Below are 19,754 nucleotides of genomic sequence, written 5' to 3' on the forward strand. Positions count from 1 at the left end.
TATGAAAATTACTAAGAAAAAACTCCAAAAGATACTCCTCCAAAAAATATTCCTTTATGTTATCCCCTTTTTTTCTTTTATCACTCTTAGAATACTTGCATTTTTGTGCCGTTTTGAATATAAAATATCTTCACAAACATTAGACTTCATTAAGGCTAATCAAACCTTTATTATTGCGTTTTGGCACGGGGAATTATTTATGCAACCCATAGTTTTAAGGCATTTTTATAAAAATAGGAGAGTTTATGTCTTAATTAGCCAACACTTTGATGGGGAAATTATTAGCCGTTTGGTGAAGTTTTTTAAAATCTACTCCCTTCGTGGCTCTAGCTCCAAAGGCGCAGTAAAAACCTTATTAAACGCCATTAAGAAACTACAACAGCAAAACTTAGTTGCTATCACACCTGATGGTCCAAGAGGTCCTTATCATAGCATAGCCGATGGCATTGTGCTATTATCCCAAAAGTCTAATAAACCTATTGTTATCTCCCGTATTTACTATCACAATGCTTGGGAATTTAAAAGCTGGGATTATTTTAAGATTCCAAAACCCTTTAGTAAAATAACTTGCACAATTAAAGAACCTTTTTTATTAGAAAATTATTCTTTAGATGAATCCAAAGAATATATCAAATCCAAAATGGAAGAAGATAAATTTTGAAAATATTACTTATTGGGCTTATTTTTGTAATTAGTATAGCAGGATATTTTTTTCTCTCTCCCTCCTATGCCCTAAGCCGAAAAGCCCAAAAAGCCTATAATCAACAAGATTTTCAAAAAGCCTATGAATTCTCTGCACAAGCTTTAGAAAAAGATATTTACAACAAATCTGCTTTTCAAATCCATAGCCTCTCTAAACAAAGAATTAATATCCAAAATTTCCTAGAAAAAACAAAACAAAATTTCGAAAATGCGCTAACACTGCTCCAAAAACCAAAACTTAGCCCTCAAGAATTTTTAGAGCTTCAATGGATTTATGATGATTTTTCAGCACATTACAAGAATTTGTTTTTTACCAATAAACCCACAGAAGAAGAAAAGCAAACAATAGAAGAATATTTTGATTGGTTTAAACAATTAAAAAATAAACTTTTAGAAGCCAAAGAAAAAATAAACGCAACTAAAGATTCACGACCTCTTTAAACCCTGAATATCCATTAATTTTTGGAATAAAACTCTTTAAATTTCATTGAAAACTTTACAAATTTTAGATAAAATTAAAAGAAAATTCAGCAACACAAATACATAAAAAAACAAATATTTAAGGCTTTTTGATGAAATTCTTTTCTTTATTTTTATTATTTCTTAATTTTAGCTTTGCGCAATTTGATGCTGTTGTTTATAATGCAAAAAGCGAGGAAATTTTAAAGACTTTTGATATAGAGCCTGATTTTTTAAATGATGAATACTTTGTTAATGTTAAAAATAACTTTTTAAGTGATATGCGTAAAAAACATTTATTAGAAAAATTTCAAAAAGGCTATAACTTTATCCCCACCCTTAAAGAAATGTTCCTTAAAGAAAACATTCCTCAAGAATTTTTGTATTTGGCAATGATTGAATCAGAATTTTCACTTTCAGCAAGATCCAAGAAACAAGCTGTTGGAATGTGGCAATTCATTCCAAGCACGGCAAAATCCTTAGGATTAGAGATTAATGCACAAATTGATGAACGAAAAGATCCCATTAAATCCACACAAGCAGCCATAACCTACCTCAAAGCATTAAAGCAAAGTTTTGGCAAATGGTATCTAGCAGCCATAGCTTATAATTCAGGCGAAGGGAGACTAAAAAGAGCCATAGCAGCAGCAGGTAGTGATTCCTTAGCAATTTTACTAAATCCCAATGAAAAATACATTCCGCTTGAGAGCCGTATGTATATTCGTAAAATTCTCTCTGTATCCTTATTGTTTCACAATATAGACACGCTCAAAACTAATGATTATGACTACTTTTTAAATCGTGGTGCTACTTCCATTCTAACCTCTATTGAAGTCCCTCCGGCAACACCTCTTATCCAAATTGCCAATGAAGTTGGATTAAGCCTTAAAGAACTAAAACAATATAATCCTCATTTTAAGAAAAATATCACTCCAACAAAAGCAAGGACTTATACTATTCACTTTCCCTATAAGTTTTTAGCATCTTATAAAGAAAAAAGCGATGGCAAGAAAATCTCACTATCATTTCTCATTCATCGTGTCAATAAAGGAGATACTATTTCATCAATCGCAAGGCATTATGGTGTGTCCTTAAAAACTATTACACAATACAATGCAATTAAAAATGCTAACTCCCTATCTATCAATCAAGAAATCATCATTCCCATAAATAAGGATAATGTATAATGAAACTCCATTACTTTTTACTCTTTTTCATTAGTTTTATTTTCGTAAGTTGTAGTTATAAAGGCATAAACTTTTATAATCCCGGAAAAAATGCACCCAGTTATGGTTCTATGAAGAATAGCCCTCAAATACAAAAAGCCACTATGCGCCCTTACCAGATTAATGGAAAATGGTATTATCCCACCACCGTAGCTTTAGGTGAAAGTTATGATGGAATCGCAAGTTGGTATGGACCTAATTTTCACGGCAAAAAAACCTCTAATGGAGAGACTTATAGTATGTATGCCCACACAGCAGCACACAAAACTCTACCTATAAATACTATCGTTCGTGTAACTAATAAAGAAAATGGTAAATCAACCATTGTTAGAATCAACGATAGAGGTCCTTTCGTAGCGGGTAGAATCATAGATTTATCCAATAGTGCTGCTAGGGATATTGATATGATAAAGAAAGGCACAGCAAGGGTTAAAGTCGAAGTTATTGGGTTTAATGGCACTATCTCTAATTCCATCCCCTTAACAAAAACCGCCTTAGCCCAAAGTGAATACAAAGTAAGCCAGACACAAACAAGTATGCAACTTTCAAAATTTCTTGTCCAAATTGGTGCTTTTAGAAACAAAGAAGGAGCTATTCGATTCCAACACACACACACTTCATCAAATGGATATAAAGCCATCATTAAAGAATATATGCTAGATGAGACACCAATTTATAGAGTAATGTTAAGCGGATTTCAAAGCGAAACAGAAGCTAGAGATTTTATTGCATCCCAAAAAATTAGTGGTGCATTTATCACGACGGAGTAACAATGGAATCTTTAACGAGAATAACAAAAGAAACAAATATCACTGCAAAACTTGATATTTATGGCAAAGGAGAGGCAAATATCCAAACGAATATAGGCTTCTTTGATCATATGCTCCACTCTCTTTGCAAACACGCCAGATGGAATTTAGAGTTAGATTGCAAAGGAGATTTGCATATTGACTTCCACCATAGCGTAGAAGATTGTGGCATTGTGATAGGGCAATTATTAAAACAATCCCTCTTTCCTATCCAAAATATAGAACGTTTTGGGAATGCTGCTGTTGTAATGGATGAATCTTGTGTAGAATGTGATTTAGATATTAGCAACCGACCTTTTTTGGTTTTTGAATTAAATATCCAAGGAAAGGTTGGGAACTTTGATTGTGAATTAATAGAAGAATTCTTTCGTGCTTTAGTTTTTAATGCAGGAATATCAACACATATCATCCAAAAACGTGGTAAAAATAATCATCACTCAATAGAAGCTGCCTTTAAAGCATTTGCCGTAGCAATCCGCAGAGCATCTTTTAAAGATGAAAGCATAGAAATTCCAAGCACTAAGGGTGTTTTATGATAAAACTTGTTGTTTTGGATGTTGATGGAACATTAAGCAACGGGAAAATTACCTATACAACCAATAATGAAGAAATTAAATCTTTTAATGTTAAAGATGGCTTAGGAATCGCAGCTTGGCTTCAATTAGGTAGAGAAGTAGCTATTATCACAGGAAGAAATTCTAAAATCGTAGAAAATCGTGCTAAAGAGTTGCAAGTTACCTATCTAAAACAAGGCATTCACAATAAAGCCGAAGCCTTAAAAGAGATTCTAAAGCACGCAAATATCGCTAGTGATGAAGTTGCTGTAATAGGAGATGATATTAATGACTTAGGTATGATAAGAGCTGTAAAATATTCATTTGCACCTAAAGATTGTGCAAAGGTTCTTAAAAAGGAAGTTTATAAAGTCCTTAAAAAAAAGGGTGGAAAGGGAGCTGTTAGAGAGATGATTGATTATTTAATCAAAAAAGAAAAATTAAAAAAGCAATTTTATGGAATCTTTATCTAATCATCAACAATTTCAAAGATCTTTTATTGCATCACATTTCACAAAAGGGAATCTTGTAATTTACTTTTTTGTTATTTTAAGTCTTTTTAGCATCCTTATGGTTGGTGCTTTCAGTATTAATAAAAATAATAAATCGCTATTCTCTCAAGAATCTATTACGCGTTTTGAAATTTTTAATTTTAATTATTACAAAATATCCCCTTTAGGTGTTGAAATTTTTGCTTATGGAAAAATTGGAAAAGAAAATAAAGAACAAGAAAATGAATTAGAAAATTTCAATATTAACCATTATCTTTTTGATACTCACACACAAGAAGCTTTATATTCCTACCTTGCCATATATGATAATAAAACTATCAATTTTCCCAAAGGAGTTTATTATGTTCGTAATGATATACAATTTTGGAGTGAGAGGGCAGCTTATACTCCCTCCTCAAAAGAACTTTTAGGGAATGGGGATTTCATCATTTCTTCTAATGCCTACCATATTAAGGGTAAAGATATTATCTATAAAGACAACCAAACCTCTGCAAATGCCATAAAAGGTATTTTAAAAATGGACGAACAATGAAAAATCTAATGCTTTTATTATTAATGATAACATTCCTATACAAGAACGGATTTGCCGATGAAATTGAAATAAGTGCGCAAGAGTTTATTGGTGATGAAAAAAAGAAAACCACACATTTAAAAGGAAATGTAGATATTAAACGCAAAGATGATAGGCTACTATCTAATCAAGCTTATATTTATTTTGATAACAAAAACAAACCAGATAAAATGCAAGCATTAGGTAATGTCAAATTTTGGCTCACTTTAGAAAATAACCGCAAAATAGAGGGGATATCCGATGAAGTAATCTATCTACCCAATATTCAAGAATACCAATTATTGGGCAATGTTGTTGTTAAAGAACCCGCTCAAAACAATGAAGTAAAAGGAGATAAAATTATCATTCGCTATAAAGATGGCTATATCAATGTCGTAGGTAATAGCAACAAACCTGCCCGTTTAATCTTTAAATTTGAGAAAGAACAATAATGCTAGATTATCAGCCGCTACAAAGCTCTTTTGTTACTTCGGCGCAGAATATCTCACAATGCCCCTCACCACTTTTTAGTGAAGTCGTATTCTTAGGAAGAAGCAATGTGGGAAAAAGCACTTTTATTAACCTCCTTTGCAACCAAAAAAACCTTGCAAAAAGCTCACAAACACCTGGTAAAACACAGCTTATTAATTTCTTTTTAACGCAATGGTCTAATCAAAATAAAGAAGTTTTGAAGCTCTATTTTGTAGATTTACCCGGATTTGGTTATGCAAAAGTCTCAAAAACCCAAAAAGATCTATGGAATAAAAACCTTATAGAATTTTTACAACAACGTGATAGCATTAAACTCTTTGTCCATTTAATAGATAGTCGGCATCCTTTTTTAGAGATTGATAAAAATTTGGTAAGCTTTATCACAAGATTTTTAAGAAAAGATCAAAAATTTTTACAAATTTTTACCAAATTTGACAAATTAAACGCCAATGAAAAGGCAAAACTCAAAAAGGTATTTAATGAGGCAAAATTTAGTAGCAACCTACAAAAAACCAATGTTGTAGAGATTCGAAATTTTCTTATCAAAAGTGCTTTGGGGGAAGTGCTATGATTATCACACAACCAACCCTTAAAGATATTCCTTCTATGCGTGAGCTTCTAGCTCCAGAAGTAGAACGTGGGGTTATTTTAGAGCGTCCCATTGAAGTTATGGCAAATATGATTCGATCCTACCATATCGCTTGGGAAGAAGAAGAAAACTTACAAACTCATCAAAGACTTAATCTATCTTTCAAAACTTTACAAGATATGAAAAATCCTAAAATGCTTGGCTTTTGTGCCTTGCATATCCACTCTCAAACATTAGCAGAAATTCGCAGTCTTATTGTTGCACCTTTTGCGCAACGCAAAGGTATCGCAACAGCCCTAATCTTAGATTGTATTCAGGAGGCAACAAAACTTAATATCAATGAAATTTTGGTCTTGACTTATAAAAAAGTCTTATTCGAAAAATTAGGATTTATTGAAATTAATAAAGAAAAAATTCCTAATCAAAAAATTTGGGCGGATTGTATCTTATGCAAACATTTCCCTCTATGCGACGAAGTAGCACTCATAAAATATATCTAAAAATCCCTTTTTGGATTTTACTTGTGGTTTATGTTTGTATAACAGATATTATTTATTATCTCCCCCCTTTATTTGGCATTATTTATGTCTTAGCACAAGAGCATTATGAAAATCAGGAATTTAATATATTCTATTTTCTTGTCCCTTTTTGTATCTTTTTTGAAGCAAGTAAAGGCTTTCCTTTTTTAAGCGTTGTGCTTTTTATGGCTTTTTCTTTTAAGATAATCCTACCAAGATTTAGAAAACTCTTTGGCTATCATAAAATTTTTATTCCACTTTTTATCTTTTATGCCTATTTTGGCTATTTTGGATTTTTATACCTTTTTCGCTCTTTTTATGATGTTCCAAGTTTTTCTTGGTTGTTACTCTCTTATACGATATGTGAATCTATCCTTGTTTGGTTATTTTTATGGATTATAGAATGAATAATAGAGTCCTTATTGTCTTTGCAGTGTTTATTGTCGTTTGGATAATATTATTAATAAAAATTTTTGATGTCAGCATATTATCCTATAAATTCTATGAAGAAAAAGCCATTAATAATACTTTAAGGGAAGATCCTATTATCCCCACTAGGGGTCAAATTTCAGACCGCAATGGATTACCCTTAGCTACTAATACTGTGGGTTTTATGATTTCTCTTCCACCCCGTTTATCCTTACGTTCTCAATCTAAAATCTTAGAAGAAGAAATAGAAAAAATTCTACCATTTTTTCCACAATACACCAAAGAAAAGCTTATTAACAATTACAAAAAGGGGGATTCTCCTTATAATCACGACTATATTCCTATTATTAACTTTGTAGAACACGATGTGATATTAAAATACTACCCAGAGATTTCTCAAAGTGATATCTTACGCATTATCCCTTTTGCTAAACGTTATTACCCAAATCTTACAAGTGCTTCCCACATTATTGGATATGTGAGTAATGCAAACAATAAAGATATAGAAAAACAGCCTATTGCCAAATACACAAATACCATAGGTAAAGAAGGATTAGAAAGACAATATGATACCTATCTACAAGGTGAGATAGGTTCAAGAATCGTTAAAGTAACGGCTTTAAATAAAGAAGTTGAAGTCGTATCTTATAAAGAAGCTGTTGAAAATAGACATTTAACCACAACCTTAGACATTAGAGTTCAAAAAGAAATGGATAAAATTTTTGAAGGACAAAATGGTGCAGCCATTATAATGAATACCCATAATGGAGAGATTCTAGCAGCAGGAAGCTATCCAGAATACAATCTTAATCATTTTATTGGTGGAATCTCTCATGAAAATTGGAATGCCCTGCGAGATAGTCCCTATAAACCACTAATTAATAAATTCATCAATGGACTCTACGCACCCGGTTCTGTTGTAAAAATGGGAATGGGATTAGCCTTTTTAGAATATGCGCAAATTGATGAAACAACAGAAATTAAAACTCCACCTTTTATTGAATTAGGAGGGAGAAAATTCCGTGATTGGAAAAAAGATGGGCATGGAAGCTCTGATCTTTTTAAAGCCATTAAAAGAAGTGTAGATGTCTATTTTTATATTCTCTCACAAAAAACCGATTTTCAAAACATCGCTAATGTCCTTAGGCAAATGGGCTTAGGGCAAAAAACCGGAGTAGATTTACCCAATGAATTCATAGGAATCGTCCCTTCACCAAAATCTAAAAAAGAACGATACAAACAAGATTGGTATGCTGGAGATAGTATAGTTAGCTCCATTGGGCAAGGTTTTTTCTTAACTACCCCTTTACAAATTGCAAATTATACCGCCCTCATAGCCTCTGGAAAACTCCCAACTCCACATTTTATTAACCAAATGGGAGATCAAATCATTGCAAGAGTGCCACAAGATACATTAACAGATTTTCAAAAAAGCAAACTCTCTATATTAAGAGAGGGTATGCGTCAAGTTTGCAATGAAGCAGGAGGGACAGCTCATTTAGCCACACAAGAAAGCAAAGCTTATTTAGCGTGCAAGACAGGAACGGCACAAGTTATAGAAATTTCTCAAGCCGATAAAGAAAGACTTAAAGAAGCAGAAATGGACTATTTTCATCGCTCACAAGCTTGGATTACAGGATTCCTTCCTGCTAATAACCCACAATATGTGATTACTATTATAGTAGAACACGGGGGTAGTGGTTCAGGAACTGCTGGACCCATATTAGCTAAACTCTCTAATGTTTTAGTGGATCTAGGCTATGTTCCAAGCAAACAAAATAGCCTTATAAAGGATAGAGATGATTGAGCATTTACCAAAGCTTTTAAAGGGAAAAAAGATTATTTTGGGAGTTTGTGGCAGTATTGCGATTTATAAATCTATTGAAATTTTACGCTCCTTAGAAAAGCTCGGTGCAGAAGTTCGAGTGGTTATGACTAAAAAGGCTAAAACATTTATCCAACCCCTTCTTTTTGAAGCCCTAAGCCACCATCAGGTCCTACATAAAGATTCACAAAATTGGGGAGAATCTCCTTGCAATCATATAGAATTAGCAAAATGGGGTGATATGTTTTTAATAGCTCCCACAACTGCTAATACCATTAATAAACTTGCTTGTGGTATTGCCGATAATATCCTTTTAGAAAGTTTTTTAGCCTTTGATAAGATTAAAATCATTGCACCAGCTGCAAATACAAAAATGATAGAAAACCCCATAACCAAAAAATCCTTAGAAACTCTATCACAAATAGGTATGACTATTATTGCCTCCCAAAGCAAAGAATTGGCTTGTAAAGAAATAGGCAATGGGGGATTAGCAGAGCCTTTAGAAATTATTTATGAAGTCTTAAGAATGTTTTTTAAAGATGATTTTTGGCTACAAAAAAAGGTTTGCATTAGTAGCGGTGGCAGCAAAGAAAAGATTGATAATGTTCGCTACTTGTCAAACTTTTCTAGTGGAAAGATGGGGGCTAATCTTGCTTTAAGTGCTTATTTTTTAGGTGCAGAAGTATGCTATATCTATTCCATAGAATCTTATCCTCTCCCACTAGGTATCAAAAAAATAAAAGTGCAAACCACACAGGAATATCTACAAGCCATACAAAATTGGCAACAAAAAATCCAAAATCCAAAAAATGCGTATTTAATAATGAATGCAGCCATTAGTGATTATGTCCCACAGACATTTATTCAAAAGAAATTAAAAAAACAAGAAATAGGCAAAGAATGGAATCTGGCTTTAAAAGAAAATATAGACATCTTACAAAGCATAAAAAAATCCCAAATCACCATTGGTTTTAAGCTAGAAGATGAAAATGGTATCAACAATGCCTTACAAACACTCAATAAAAAATCTTTAGATGCTATTTGCCTTAATGAGATTTCACCTAGCTTTAGCCCTATGGATTCTAAAGACAATAAGATTATTTGGATAACAAAAGATTTACAAAAAAATCTAGGGTATAACGATAAACTGCATTTAAGCTTTGCTATTTTGAATGAGGCAAAAAATCTATGATTAAGCAACTAAGAGAGCTTACACAGATTCAAAACAATTTACAAAATTTGGCAACACAACCTGCACAATTTAATGCAACTTTGCCTATACGTTTAGAAGTAATGGAAAAAATGCAAGGTATCCGATATATGCTAAAAGTTGGCAATATCACTATGGAAACCAAAAGTTTAAAAGAATTAGAAATTGGAGGGAAGTATTGGGCAATAATGGGAAAGTCTAATGGTTCTATTACACTATCAAACCTTATTAAGCAACCTGATTTACTCAAAACACAAAATATCCCTTTAAAGCTTAGTTCAGAAGCTATGGCGCAATTCCTAAAAGAAGGAGATAATCCCTTTGAAACAATGAAAGGATTTTTAATCGATAGACTAGCACAAGCAGAATCTAAATGGGAATTTGCCTTTTTAAGCCATATGCTACTGTCTCTAAAACAAAAAGTCCTAACACTTCCTCTCCATTACGACGATAAAGAAAAAGATGGATTCTTACAATTACGAAAAAAAAGAGTGAATAATCAAGATTACTTAGAGTTTTATTCTGTTTTTGCTAATCTTGGTGCTACTTGGGGATATTTATACAAATTAGACAATCACATCAAACTCGACATTAATGTAATGTATGAAAGCATTGCAAAACTCTTGAAAAACAATCTTAATGAATTAGCATTCATCAATCAAGTCAATATCTATACCAATAGTGAAATTAAACCCCTTTATGATTTTAATGATTTTCTTCTTGATTTAGAGGGATAAATGGAAGTAAAACACTTAGCAATCATTATGGATGGTAATGGAAGATGGGCGCAAAAGCGTTTAAAACCTCGTTTTTTTGGACATCAAGAGGGGGCTAAAAAGATTCAAAGCATAACAGAATCCTGTCTGCATTTGGGAATAGAGTATTTAAGCCTCTATGCTTTTTCAACAGAAAATTGGAAACGTCCCCAAAAAGAAATTGACTTTTTAATACAGCTTTTAAACCAATACCTAACGCAAAAAAAACAAATTTACTTAGATTTAAATATTCGTTTTAGAAGCATTGGAGATATCTCTATTTTTCCACAAAAGCTACAAACAAAAATTAAAAAGCTAGAAAGTTTCACAAAAGATTGCAATAAGCTTACACAAATCCTTGCCCTTAATTATGGCTCTAAAGATGAATTAAGGCGCACATTTTTAAAACTTCATAAAGAAAATTTGCTTATTACACAAGAAAGCATTGGACAATATCTTGACACAGCAGATTTTCCAGAAGTTGATATGCTTATCCGCACAGGAGGAGAGCAGAGATTGTCTAATTTTTTGTTGTGGCAAAGTGCTTATGCGGAATTATTTTTCACCAAAACACTTTGGCCAGACTTCTCTCATCAAGAACTAGCTAAAATGCTTCAAGAATTCTCTTTGCGACAAAGACGTTTTGGTGGAATTTAGGGAATCCCTAAAAACTAGGAAGAATACTCCCTTTATATTTTTGCAGAATAAAATCTTTTACCCTTGCACTTTGTAAAGCCCCAATTAGCTTTTTGATGTTTTCGTCATTTTCTCTACCTTCTTTTACAACCAAAATATTGACATAAGGTGAATCTTTATCTTCTATGGCAATCGCATCATTAAGAGGATTAAGCCCGGCTAAAAGTGCGAAATTCGTATTAATAACACTCACACTAACATCATCTAATGTTCGGGTAAGTTGGGGGGCGTCTATTTCTTTAAAGTTTAGATTCTTAGGATTTTCTACTATATCTTGCACAGAAGCAAGTTTAACATCTTTTTTAAGTGCAATAATCCCTTCTTTTTCTAAAATCCTTAAAGCTCTAGCTCCATTTGAGGGATCATTGGGGATAGAGATTAAGTCATTATTTCTTAATTCTTCCAAATTTTTGATTTTATTAGAATATACTCCCATTGGCTCTAAATGCACACCAGCAACACTTACAAGTGTAATTCCCTTTTCTTTGTTAAATTCATCCAAATAAGGCTTATGCTGAAAAAAATTCGCATCTAAAGAGCCATCTTGCAAAGAAAGATTAGGGGTTACATAATCTGTAAATTCCTTTATCTCTAAACTCACTCCTTCTTCTTGCAATAAAGGAATAATTTGCTCTAATATTGTTGCGTGAGGCTCTGGTGTAGCACCTACTACTAAAATAGTTTTTTCTTCTGCCACATTAGAAGCCATCTTTGTATCATCACCACAACCGCCCAACACCAAAGCAATGATTATTCCAAAAATACCTATAATTGCTTTAAACATTCCATTCCTTTTATAATAAGATTAATGTTTTAATTTTCTATATAAAAAGTCCCCAAAGCTTTGAATAACTTGCACTAAGAAAATTAAAATCACAACGGTATATAACATAATATCACTTTGAAACCTATAATAACCGTATTTTATGGCTATATCTCCTAAACCTCCACCGCCGACTGCACCAGCCATAGCACTAAATCCAATCACCAAAATTAAAGCAAGTGTGATACCAGAAATTATACTTGGTAAAGCCTCCACCAACATAATCCTAAAAATAATCTGAATATTTCCAGCACCAAAGCTCTGTGCTGCTTCAATAACACCCCCATCAATCTCCTTAAGAGCATTTTCTAAAATCCTAACAATAAAAGGAGCTGCTCCAATACTAAGGGGGATAATTGCTGCAGTAGCACCAATGCTCCTGCCTAAAATCCATTGCGTTAGTGGAAACAAGACAACCATAAGGATTAAAAAAGGGAATGAACGTAAAGTATTAGTAATAGTATCTAAGATTCTAAAAACTATTAAATTTGGTGATAATCCCTTAGGGGAGCAAAGAACAAGCAAAACCGCAGGTATAATCGCCAAAAGAGTTGCGATAAAAGTCGCACTAACACTCATATACAAAGTATCCCAAGTAGCTTCAAAAAGCAATTTTAATATTTTAAAGTCCATCTATTCTCCTTGAACAATTTCCCAACGCGCTCCGCTCTTACTAAGATAATTACAAACACTTTCTTTAAATCCTTTGGGGATATTAATAACAAGCACACCCAAGACTATCCCACTAAAAGATTCTAAAGAACCCCAAACGATATTAAAATTCATTTCTAAATCTCGAGCCATTTTTGTAATAATGGGATTTTGGGCAACTTCTTTTGGAAAATAGATGCGAATATTAATACCCTCTTTAGGTAAAATCTCGTTTTCCCCTAAAAATTCCCGCATTTTTTTATCAGGCTCTAAAAATAATTCTTCAATATTCCCACTCTTTAAAACTTCTCCTCCTTCCATAAAAGCAGCTTCTTTACAAATTTTTTTAACGACCTCCATCTCATGTGTTACAAGCACAATTGTTACACCAAGCTCATAATTAATCTGTTCTAAAAGATCCAAAATAGAGCCTGTGGTAGAGGGATCAAGCGCACTTGTAGCTTCATCACTTAGCAATAAATGGGGATTCATTACTAAAGCTCTAGCAATGGCTACTCTTTGTTTTTGCCCACCGCTTAATTCATTGGGATAAAATTTGGCTTTTTCTTCTAAACCCACGAGTTCTAAAAGATTATAAATATTCTTTTTGTCGATTTTTTCTCTCCAGCATTGTAAAGGCAAAATAATATTTTCATAAACATTTTTTCTACCCATCAAAGAAAAATGCTGAAAAATCATTCCAACTTTTTTTCTAAATTCTCTTAATTCTTTGCTATTTAATGTATTAATTTCTACATTATTAATTCTTAAAATACCACTTTGAAAATTTTCCAACCCATTAAAAGTCCTAAGTAAAGTGCTTTTACCTGCTCCGCTATGACCAACAAGACCAAAAATTATACCTTTTTTAATAGCAAGATTAATATTCTTTAAAATCTGTAAATTGCCATAACTTTTATTTAATCTATTCACTTCTATAAAATTCATAAAATTCCTAAAAATAATTTCAAATAACAATATTCTATCAAATTTTGCTCTTTAAAATCTGCTAAAATTCCACAACCTCAAAAAGGAATATTTGAATGAAAACCCTATATATCATTTTCTTGACCATAGCACTACTAAATACTCAATCTTTAAATGCTCAACCTTGGGTGATGTTTAGCGATTTAGATGACACCTATCTTTATGATCAAGCAAGCGGACAAGTCTATATTCGTATTAAAAAAGGTGGTAAAAATTATGAAGATACTTTTGTAAAAATGGGAATCATAGATAAAAGTAATCCACTAAAATCTCCGCAACAATCCACACAAAATACAACAAAAGAGCAAGAAGAATTATTAAAAAAGGCTCAAGAGTTACAAAAAAACATTCAAGAGAGTATTTTTCAAAATGGGGAATAATAGAATTTCTTAAATTAAATTTATCATCGCAACAATAATACCAATTGGTGCAATAAAGCGAATGATAAAATACCAAGTTTGAAAATAAATGCCTTTTAAATATCCTCCACTCATTGCATAGACTTTATCTTTTTTAAGCACCCAACCCATATAAATACACATAAATACCCCAGCTAAAGGCAACATAAAAGAAGATGTAATATAATCAAACCATCCAAAAAGATTTTTATCAAAGAAAGTTAGCGATTCACTCAACAAAGCAATCACTCCTAAAATATAAGCAATGCCCACACTAAAGAGATTTGTCTTTTTTCTACTCCAATAAAAATGTTCCATTAAATAAGCATTAAAAGGTTCTAACATAGAAACCGCAGAAGTGATTCCTGCGAAAATTAAAGCAATAAAAAATAAAAGTGCAATAATCTCTCCAGCAGTCCCCATATGAGAAAAAATTAAAGGAAGGGAAATAAAAACAAGACCCGGACCACTTGAAGGCTCTGCTCCATAACCGAAAATAAAGGTAAAAACAACCAATCCCGCCATCAAACAAAAGACGAAATTTAATAAAGCAATGATAATGGCATAACGAATGAAGTTCCCCTCTTTAGGCATTGTATTAGAATAAGTTAAAATCACACCCACCCCTAAAGAAAGAGAAAAGAAAGCTTGTCCAATCGCCTCTACAATCACTTTTGCATTAAGCTTACTAAAATCTGGAGTAAATAAAAACTCAAAAGACTGCATAAAAGAATCTTGAAGCATAGAATACCCAAGCAGTCCTATAAAAATAAGAAGCAATAAAGGCATTAAAATCAAATTTAAACGTTCAATCCCTTTTTTAACACCTTTGCTTAAAACATAAGCACAGATAGCAACAATCACAAAATGCCAAAGAAGTTGATAAAAAATCTCACCACTTACAAATTCAGTCCATAAAGATTGAGCAGTGTCTAAACTCTTTGGCAATCCTCCATCTATAACTAAAAATAGATAATGCAATAACCAGCCCAAAACCACGACATAAAAAGAAAAAATGAGGACTCCAGAAAATATCATCAATCCACCAAATTTTAGGAATCTCATATTTTTTGGAGCCAAATCTTCAAAAGTCTTGAAAGCGTTTTGTCCAGAGGTTCTACCAAAGAATATTTCAACAATAAATACACTAATACCAAATAATAAAAAAGCTAAAGTGAATACAAGAACAAATGCCATTCCTCCATTTTGTCCAGTCATATAAGGAAACTTCCATATAGCACCAAGACCAATGGCACTACCAGCAGTTGCTAAAACATATCCTGCTTTAGAAAATCTTGTCATTTACTGAATCTCACTATCCTCTTTAATAGCAACAAAAATAGCGCAATATAGCGACTTTCTTTGAGGAATAGTGTGGAAACCATTGGCAGTCTCTAAAGACATCAAATAAAACTTATTGCCTATCTTGATAATTTCTTTAGTGCTTTTAAGGCTTTTAAACTCCATTTGTTTTTCAAAGAAATTTTCAAAAGAAAAATCATCTTTTGTGGTAGCATAAATTGTTCCGCTAGAATCAAACAAAACAGTAAAAATCTCACTCTTTTCGGAGATAATAGAGAGATCTTGCAATAAAGAAGATTTTAAAATCGTTGCTAAAATGTCGGATTCCCAAACAAAAGCCAATCCCCCTATTACACGATTTTCTTTAAGGATTGGGATATAGAATATAAAAGTTTCTTTATTGTTATAAAAATTACTTTTCTCATAATTTGATATTAAAACACCATTTTTATAAATAGAAACTTGTGAGACTTTCTCCGCAATAGCAACTTTTTGACCATTAATATCATCTTGCTTCCTAGAATTTTTTATTATTTCTCCTCTTTCATTGAAAAACAATATATTATAATAAGACTGGAAGTTATTACCCAATCTCTCTAAAAGCGCAATCATATCCACTTCATTTCCTGCATTAGGCTCTTCTAAAAACTTCCTAAAGCCTACAAGATTTTCAATCCAATGAATATCTTTGATGCAGTTAGACAATAAAACATCCATTATGCTAACAAAATATTGCGAATAATACCCAACTACATTAAACAAAGTATAATAAATACCTTTCTGGAGTTCTTCAGTGGAGGTAATACATAAGGCATTCATCTCTTCACTGAGAGTTCTAATATTATTTAAAATCGGATTAAGGGCATAAGAATGACTCTTTGAAGCAATAATCTCCCCATTAATAACAACATCACCTAAATCCTCATTGATGTTTTCAGCCTCAATAATTACATTACTCAAATCTCCAGTAATTAATAAAGAATCTTCTAACAGATAGGCTTCTATGTCGCGCTTACTACGACTTTTAACATCAAACACTACCGATAAAGGAACAACACGATAAATTCTCCATTCAGAGGCAACACTTTTATGAGATTCTACAACAGATAAAGATTGTGAGGCTGTAAGACAAAGCTTGGAGCGGACACTCATAAAGGTGAAATCCTTATTTACATTAAAAGTTACCACTTGTCCTTCTGCAAACAATTTACTATTATCTGAGTATAAAATATGATTTTTGGAATCCACGACAAAAATATTAGCTTGAGGCAATCTATAAGGGAACAAAGAAACAACTTCTTTAAAAATATCATCCAATTTTACAACAAGAACAATGGTGGCAAATGATTTTTGGTCTTTATCTTCACGCATAGGCACTACAAAAAAGTATTCATTATTTTGATATTCTAAATCCTCACCATAAAAATCTACTTTTTGGTAAAAATCTTGACAAAGAGCAATGCCATCAGCCTCTAAAATAGCCGACATCTTTGTTGTTGATGCTACATTTTCACTTAAAGAAAATACAACTTTTCCTTGAGTATCAAACAACAAAACATCCTTATAGACTAAATAACTCTCTTTAAAAGCTGACAAATACCCCCGGAGTTCTTCTAATTTTTCCAGTGCCTCATCTTTATTTGTGTTGCATTTAGAATAAAATTCTTTATACAAGTGTATGGCGTGAGAACTTCTCCCTAAAATAGAAATGCTTTTATAACAAGCCTCCAACACACTAACAATTCTATCTCCTATAATTTTCACAGAAACTTGTGCTTCTTCGTAACCATTTAAAAAACTCTGCTCAATAATTGTATGAATTAACTTATCTTGCAAAGATTCAAATTTTTCTTGCGTTTTTTCCATATAATCAAATAAATTTTCTGCTATATCTAAAGAGCTTATTTTTCCTGTAAGTGTCGTTTTACTAAGCAATGTATTAAGCGATATAAATTGAGATTTATATCGTTGAGCCATAGGCATATAAGTGCTTAAAACACCAATTGTTGATTGCTCCATTTTATTCCTTAAATAAATTTAATTTGGAAAGAGTTTGTATTATAACCATATTATTTTATAAAAAAGATTAAAAATATAAAAATTTTTAGTCTTGATTAAATTTATTATTCTATACCATTTGCCCATTGCAAAATAGAATCTTTTTGGTCTTGAAAGTTTTCAAAGCGGTGCGAACCACCTTCTTGAAGAAGTATTTTAGAATCTTTAAATTTCTGAGCAGCATTTCTATAATTTAAAACCTTATCCCCCTTTTGCAACATCACATAATAAAGACTAGGGGTAATGTTCTCCACAAAATATTGTTTTAAACTCAAAGCCAAATCTAAAGTCCAAAGAAAAGTCTCATTACTATAAGGAATATGGATTCTTCCAACTGCTGGAAGCAAAGTCTTATACCCATCAACAACAGGATTAACCAATATGGCTTTAAGATGATATTTTTCTGCTAAAAAAGTAGCATAATACCCTCCAAGTGAACTTCCTATTAAACAAATCTTATGTTGTTTTTGATATTTTTCAATGAGGGATTGGATAAATTCTATAGCTAAAGTCGGAACATAAGGGAGATTGGGAGTAAGAGAACAAGAAGAAAAATTACGAATGATTGTGCCTTTATAGCACAATCCTACGCTTCTAAATCCGTGCAAATATAAAAGCATTCTTACTTTATAGAACTCAAGGCACTTTCATAATTAGGTTCTTCTGTGATTTCAGAAACAATTTCTTTATGAATAACTTTACCTTGTGGATCAACAACAAAAACCGCACGCGTTAAAAGTCCATCTAAAGGAGAACCATCTAGCAATACTCCATAAGATTCACCAAACTTTTTACTTTTAAAATCACTTAATGCTACTACATTTTTAATTCCTTCAGTAGAGCAAAATCTACCTTGCGCAAAAGGTAAATCTAAAGAAACAACAAAAACTTCTGTATTATCTAAACTCGCTGCTTTTTCATTAAATTTTCTTGTTTGTGTCGCACAAACACCAGTATCCAATGATGGGACAACATTAATAATTTGATACTTTCCAGTTGAACCACCAATAGACTTAAGACTTAAATCACCCGCTACTAATTCTACCTTAGGGGCATTATCACCAACTTTTACTTCTTTACCTGCCAATTTAACAGAACTTCCTTTAAAAGTAACCATAACATTATCCTTCAATATTTTATTTAAGAGCCTCGATTTTAAATAACTTTAACTAAAAATAAAATTAAAAAGTTTGCATTTTAGGAATTGCTTGAAGATTGAAATCATCAAATTCCTTTTGCATATAAGATTCAATAGCTACTCTCCCTATCATTGCTGCATTATCTGAACAATATTCTAAAGGCGATAGGAGTAAAATAAGGGCATAATCTTCACAAAGTTTGGCAATCTTTTCTCTTAATAAGCAATTAGCACTTGCTCCTCCCACGATAGCAAAATGCTTCCATTGACATTGCTTATCTTGTTGTTGGTTTTGTTGTAAAAAAATATTACATTTTTGGCATAAATGTTCAACAGCTACCCTTTGAAAACTCGCACAAATATCAGCCTTAAATCTCTCTAAATCCATCGTTTTAGTTTTAGATTTTTCTATTTCTAACCGCACTGCATTCTTAAGACCCGAAAAGCTAAAGGCAAACTGCTTCTTGCTCTTTAGAGGGAGAGGAAAAGAAAAAGCCAAATCATTACCATTTTTTGCATAAGATTCTACGATAGGACCTCCTGGATACCCCAATCCTAACATTTTAGAAACCTTATCAAAACTCTCTCCAAAACTATCATCAATGCTCCTTGCTACAATCTTCATCTCTGTAAAACTTCTTGCTTCAAAGAGCATACTATGTCCGCCTGAAACCAATAATACGCCCAATGGAAAAATAGAATCTTTTTCTAAAAAAAGGGAATAAAGATGTCCTTTTAAATGATTAACACCAATTAAAGGAAGGTTTAAAGCATAAGCCAAAGTTTTTGCCATCATTAACCCCTCTAATAAAGTTATATTTAAACCGGGCTGGGTGGTAACAGCAATTGCTTTTAAGTCTTTCAAATAAGATTGAGTTTTTTCTAAAATTTGAGGAAGCAACTCTGCGTGCAATCGGCTTGCAAGCTCTGGCACAACTCCACCAAATGCAGAATGCTCCTTTTCTTGAGAAATTTTTTGGTGAAAAATAATTTTCTTTGTTTGAATCTCTGTAAGTGCAATAGAGCTATCATCGCAACTACTTTCAATACTTAAAATTAATCCACTCAAAT

24 protein-coding genes are annotated in these 19,754 nt (G+C 32.3%); 16 read left to right on the forward strand and 8 right to left on the reverse strand.

Annotation, left to right across the window (positions count from 1 at the left end; translation table 11 throughout):
- Position 1: 1 nt before the first annotated feature.
- The 15 genes from C6H18_RS01310 to C6H18_RS01380 all read left to right on the forward strand — a co-directional run bounded on the left by C6H18_RS01310 (position 2) and on the right by C6H18_RS01380 (position 11,287).
- Positions 2-661: a lysophospholipid acyltransferase family protein gene (locus tag C6H18_RS01310; protein ID WP_104721317.1), complete on the forward strand. Its 660-nt coding sequence runs from the start codon at positions 2-4 to the stop codon at positions 659-661.
- Positions 658-1,143, forward strand: coding sequence for a hypothetical protein (locus tag C6H18_RS01315; RefSeq protein ID WP_233704020.1), 486 nt, complete (start codon positions 658-660; stop codon positions 1,141-1,143). Before C6H18_RS01310 ends, C6H18_RS01315 begins: the two co-directional genes overlap by 4 nt.
- A gap of 131 nt (positions 1,144-1,274) precedes the next feature.
- Entirely contained in the window at positions 1,275-2,348 is a 1,074-nt protein-coding gene (locus C6H18_RS01320; protein ID WP_104721319.1) for a lytic transglycosylase domain-containing protein, read from the forward strand.
- Positions 2,348-3,157 (forward strand): septal ring lytic transglycosylase RlpA family protein, encoded by an 810-nt coding sequence (locus tag C6H18_RS01325; RefSeq protein WP_104721320.1) that lies wholly within the window; start codon positions 2,348-2,350, stop codon positions 3,155-3,157. The genes C6H18_RS01320 and C6H18_RS01325 overlap by 1 nt, the downstream gene beginning before the upstream one ends.
- A gap of 2 nt (positions 3,158-3,159) precedes the next feature.
- Positions 3,160-3,732 (forward strand): imidazoleglycerol-phosphate dehydratase HisB, encoded by a 573-nt coding sequence (gene hisB, locus C6H18_RS01330; RefSeq protein ID WP_104721321.1) that lies wholly within the window; start codon positions 3,160-3,162, stop codon positions 3,730-3,732.
- On the forward strand, positions 3,729-4,223 hold the full coding sequence (locus C6H18_RS01335) for a KdsC family phosphatase (RefSeq protein WP_104721322.1): 495 nt from the start codon (positions 3,729-3,731) through the stop codon (positions 4,221-4,223). Before hisB ends, C6H18_RS01335 begins: the two co-directional genes overlap by 4 nt.
- Positions 4,207-4,794, forward strand: a complete 588-nt coding sequence (locus C6H18_RS01340) for a hypothetical protein (RefSeq protein WP_104721323.1) — start codon at positions 4,207-4,209, stop codon at positions 4,792-4,794. The genes C6H18_RS01335 and C6H18_RS01340 overlap by 17 nt, the downstream gene beginning before the upstream one ends.
- A complete protein-coding gene (locus C6H18_RS01345) occupies positions 4,791-5,264 on the forward strand; it encodes an LptA/OstA family protein (protein ID WP_104721324.1) in 474 nt (157 codons plus the stop codon). Before C6H18_RS01340 ends, C6H18_RS01345 begins: the two co-directional genes overlap by 4 nt.
- Complete coding sequence (gene yihA / locus C6H18_RS01350; RefSeq protein WP_104721325.1) at positions 5,264-5,875, forward strand: ribosome biogenesis GTP-binding protein YihA/YsxC; 612 nt, start codon at positions 5,264-5,266, stop codon at positions 5,873-5,875. Before C6H18_RS01345 ends, yihA begins: the two co-directional genes overlap by 1 nt.
- A complete protein-coding gene (locus tag C6H18_RS01355) occupies positions 5,872-6,393 on the forward strand; it encodes a GNAT family N-acetyltransferase (RefSeq protein WP_104721326.1) in 522 nt (173 codons plus the stop codon). The genes yihA and C6H18_RS01355 overlap by 4 nt, the downstream gene beginning before the upstream one ends.
- Positions 6,394-6,416: 23 nt before the next feature.
- Entirely contained in the window at positions 6,417-6,818 is a 402-nt protein-coding gene (locus C6H18_RS01360) for a hypothetical protein (protein WP_233704021.1), read from the forward strand.
- Positions 6,815-8,647, forward strand: a complete 1,833-nt coding sequence (gene mrdA, locus C6H18_RS01365; RefSeq protein WP_104721327.1) for a penicillin-binding protein 2 — start codon at positions 6,815-6,817, stop codon at positions 8,645-8,647. Before C6H18_RS01360 ends, mrdA begins: the two co-directional genes overlap by 4 nt.
- Positions 8,640-9,857, forward strand: coding sequence for a bifunctional phosphopantothenoylcysteine decarboxylase/phosphopantothenate--cysteine ligase CoaBC (gene coaBC / locus C6H18_RS01370; RefSeq protein ID WP_104721328.1), 1,218 nt, complete (start codon positions 8,640-8,642; stop codon positions 9,855-9,857). The genes mrdA and coaBC overlap by 8 nt, the downstream gene beginning before the upstream one ends.
- Positions 9,854-10,612: a hypothetical protein gene (locus C6H18_RS01375; RefSeq protein ID WP_104721329.1), complete on the forward strand. Its 759-nt coding sequence runs from the start codon at positions 9,854-9,856 to the stop codon at positions 10,610-10,612. The genes coaBC and C6H18_RS01375 overlap by 4 nt, the downstream gene beginning before the upstream one ends.
- Positions 10,613-11,287: a di-trans,poly-cis-decaprenylcistransferase gene (locus tag C6H18_RS01380; RefSeq protein WP_104721330.1), complete on the forward strand. Its 675-nt coding sequence runs from the start codon at positions 10,613-10,615 to the stop codon at positions 11,285-11,287.
- A gap of 7 nt (positions 11,288-11,294) precedes the next feature.
- On the opposite strand, the gene C6H18_RS01385 is transcribed toward C6H18_RS01380, so the two are convergent.
- The 3 genes from C6H18_RS01385 to C6H18_RS01395 are packed head-to-tail and all read right to left on the reverse strand — an operon-like array spanning position 11,295 to position 13,748.
- Entirely contained in the window at positions 11,295-12,110 is an 816-nt protein-coding gene (locus tag C6H18_RS01385) for a MetQ/NlpA family ABC transporter substrate-binding protein (RefSeq protein ID WP_104721331.1), read from the reverse strand.
- A gap of 21 nt (positions 12,111-12,131) precedes the next feature.
- Positions 12,132-12,782 (reverse strand): methionine ABC transporter permease, encoded by a 651-nt coding sequence (locus C6H18_RS01390; protein WP_104721332.1) that lies wholly within the window; start codon positions 12,780-12,782, stop codon positions 12,132-12,134.
- Positions 12,783-13,748 (reverse strand): methionine ABC transporter ATP-binding protein, encoded by a 966-nt coding sequence (locus C6H18_RS01395; RefSeq protein WP_104721333.1) that lies wholly within the window; start codon positions 13,746-13,748, stop codon positions 12,783-12,785.
- Positions 13,749-13,843: 95 nt separating this feature from the next.
- Here C6H18_RS01395 and C6H18_RS01400 point away from each other — a divergent pair, with 95 nt between their 5' ends.
- Positions 13,844-14,167 carry a hypothetical protein gene (locus tag C6H18_RS01400; RefSeq protein ID WP_104721334.1) on the forward strand — a complete coding sequence of 108 codons (324 nt, stop codon included), beginning with the start codon at positions 13,844-13,846 and terminating at the stop codon, positions 14,165-14,167.
- A gap of 9 nt (positions 14,168-14,176) precedes the next feature.
- On the opposite strand, the gene C6H18_RS01405 is transcribed toward C6H18_RS01400, so the two are convergent.
- The 5 genes from C6H18_RS01405 to tsaD form a co-directional block, all read right to left on the reverse strand.
- On the reverse strand, positions 14,177-15,487 hold the full coding sequence (locus C6H18_RS01405) for a sodium-dependent transporter (protein ID WP_104721335.1): 1,311 nt from the start codon (positions 15,485-15,487) through the stop codon (positions 14,177-14,179).
- The gene (locus C6H18_RS01410; RefSeq protein WP_104721336.1) at positions 15,488-17,506 is read right to left on the reverse strand and encodes a cache domain-containing protein; all 2,019 of its coding nucleotides are present in this window, start codon (positions 17,504-17,506) and stop codon (positions 15,488-15,490) included. It abuts the gene before it with no gap.
- Between the two features lie 104 nt (positions 17,507-17,610).
- Positions 17,611-18,165 carry a YqiA/YcfP family alpha/beta fold hydrolase gene (locus tag C6H18_RS01415; RefSeq protein ID WP_104721337.1) on the reverse strand — a complete coding sequence of 185 codons (555 nt, stop codon included), beginning with the start codon at positions 18,163-18,165 and terminating at the stop codon, positions 17,611-17,613.
- Positions 18,166-18,167: 2 nt separating this feature from the next.
- Positions 18,168-18,662, reverse strand: coding sequence for a thiol peroxidase (tpx, locus tag C6H18_RS01420; protein WP_104721338.1), 495 nt, complete (start codon positions 18,660-18,662; stop codon positions 18,168-18,170).
- Between the two features lie 64 nt (positions 18,663-18,726).
- A complete protein-coding gene (gene tsaD, locus C6H18_RS01425; protein WP_104721339.1) occupies positions 18,727-19,752 on the reverse strand; it encodes a tRNA (adenosine(37)-N6)-threonylcarbamoyltransferase complex transferase subunit TsaD in 1,026 nt (341 codons plus the stop codon).
- Between the last annotated feature and the right edge of the window lie 2 nt (positions 19,753-19,754).

The sequence above is a fragment of the Helicobacter mesocricetorum genome, from assembly GCF_900198605.1.
Lineage (GTDB): Bacteria > Campylobacterota > Campylobacteria > Campylobacterales > Helicobacteraceae > Helicobacter_D > Helicobacter_D mesocricetorum.

What these genes read in the sequence shown, in the direction of transcription:
- yihA (WP_104721325.1), top strand. Translation starts at nt 5,264, where the DNA reads ATGCTAGATTATCAGCCGCTACAAAGCTCTTTTGTTACTTCGGCGCAG.
- C6H18_RS01395 (WP_104721333.1), bottom strand. Translation starts at nt 13,748, where the DNA reads ATGAATTTTATAGAAGTGAATAGATTAAATAAAAGTTATGGCAATTTA.
- C6H18_RS01335 (WP_104721322.1), top strand. Translation starts at nt 3,729, where the DNA reads ATGATAAAACTTGTTGTTTTGGATGTTGATGGAACATTAAGCAACGGG.
- C6H18_RS01400 (WP_104721334.1), top strand. Translation starts at nt 13,844, where the DNA reads ATGAAAACCCTATATATCATTTTCTTGACCATAGCACTACTAAATACT.
- hisB (WP_104721321.1), top strand. Translation starts at nt 3,160, where the DNA reads ATGGAATCTTTAACGAGAATAACAAAAGAAACAAATATCACTGCAAAA.
- mrdA (WP_104721327.1), top strand. Translation starts at nt 6,815, where the DNA reads ATGAATAATAGAGTCCTTATTGTCTTTGCAGTGTTTATTGTCGTTTGG.
- C6H18_RS01390 (WP_104721332.1), bottom strand. Translation starts at nt 12,782, where the DNA reads ATGGACTTTAAAATATTAAAATTGCTTTTTGAAGCTACTTGGGATACT.
- C6H18_RS01375 (WP_104721329.1), top strand. Translation starts at nt 9,854, where the DNA reads ATGATTAAGCAACTAAGAGAGCTTACACAGATTCAAAACAATTTACAA.
- tpx (WP_104721338.1), bottom strand. Translation starts at nt 18,662, where the DNA reads ATGGTTACTTTTAAAGGAAGTTCTGTTAAATTGGCAGGTAAAGAAGTA.
- C6H18_RS01310 (WP_104721317.1), top strand. Translation starts at nt 2, where the DNA reads ATGAAAATTACTAAGAAAAAACTCCAAAAGATACTCCTCCAAAAAATA.
- C6H18_RS01355 (WP_104721326.1), top strand. Translation starts at nt 5,872, where the DNA reads ATGATTATCACACAACCAACCCTTAAAGATATTCCTTCTATGCGTGAG.
- C6H18_RS01385 (WP_104721331.1), bottom strand. Translation starts at nt 12,110, where the DNA reads ATGTTTAAAGCAATTATAGGTATTTTTGGAATAATCATTGCTTTGGTG.
- coaBC (WP_104721328.1), top strand. Translation starts at nt 8,640, where the DNA reads ATGATTGAGCATTTACCAAAGCTTTTAAAGGGAAAAAAGATTATTTTG.
- C6H18_RS01405 (WP_104721335.1), bottom strand. Translation starts at nt 15,487, where the DNA reads ATGACAAGATTTTCTAAAGCAGGATATGTTTTAGCAACTGCTGGTAGT.
- C6H18_RS01345 (WP_104721324.1), top strand. Translation starts at nt 4,791, where the DNA reads ATGAAAAATCTAATGCTTTTATTATTAATGATAACATTCCTATACAAG.
- C6H18_RS01340 (WP_104721323.1), top strand. Translation starts at nt 4,207, where the DNA reads ATGGAATCTTTATCTAATCATCAACAATTTCAAAGATCTTTTATTGCA.
- C6H18_RS01325 (WP_104721320.1), top strand. Translation starts at nt 2,348, where the DNA reads ATGAAACTCCATTACTTTTTACTCTTTTTCATTAGTTTTATTTTCGTA.
- C6H18_RS01380 (WP_104721330.1), top strand. Translation starts at nt 10,613, where the DNA reads ATGGAAGTAAAACACTTAGCAATCATTATGGATGGTAATGGAAGATGG.
- C6H18_RS01415 (WP_104721337.1), bottom strand. Translation starts at nt 18,165, where the DNA reads ATGCTTTTATATTTGCACGGATTTAGAAGCGTAGGATTGTGCTATAAA.
- C6H18_RS01320 (WP_104721319.1), top strand. Translation starts at nt 1,275, where the DNA reads ATGAAATTCTTTTCTTTATTTTTATTATTTCTTAATTTTAGCTTTGCG.
- C6H18_RS01410 (WP_104721336.1), bottom strand. Translation starts at nt 17,506, where the DNA reads ATGGAGCAATCAACAATTGGTGTTTTAAGCACTTATATGCCTATGGCT.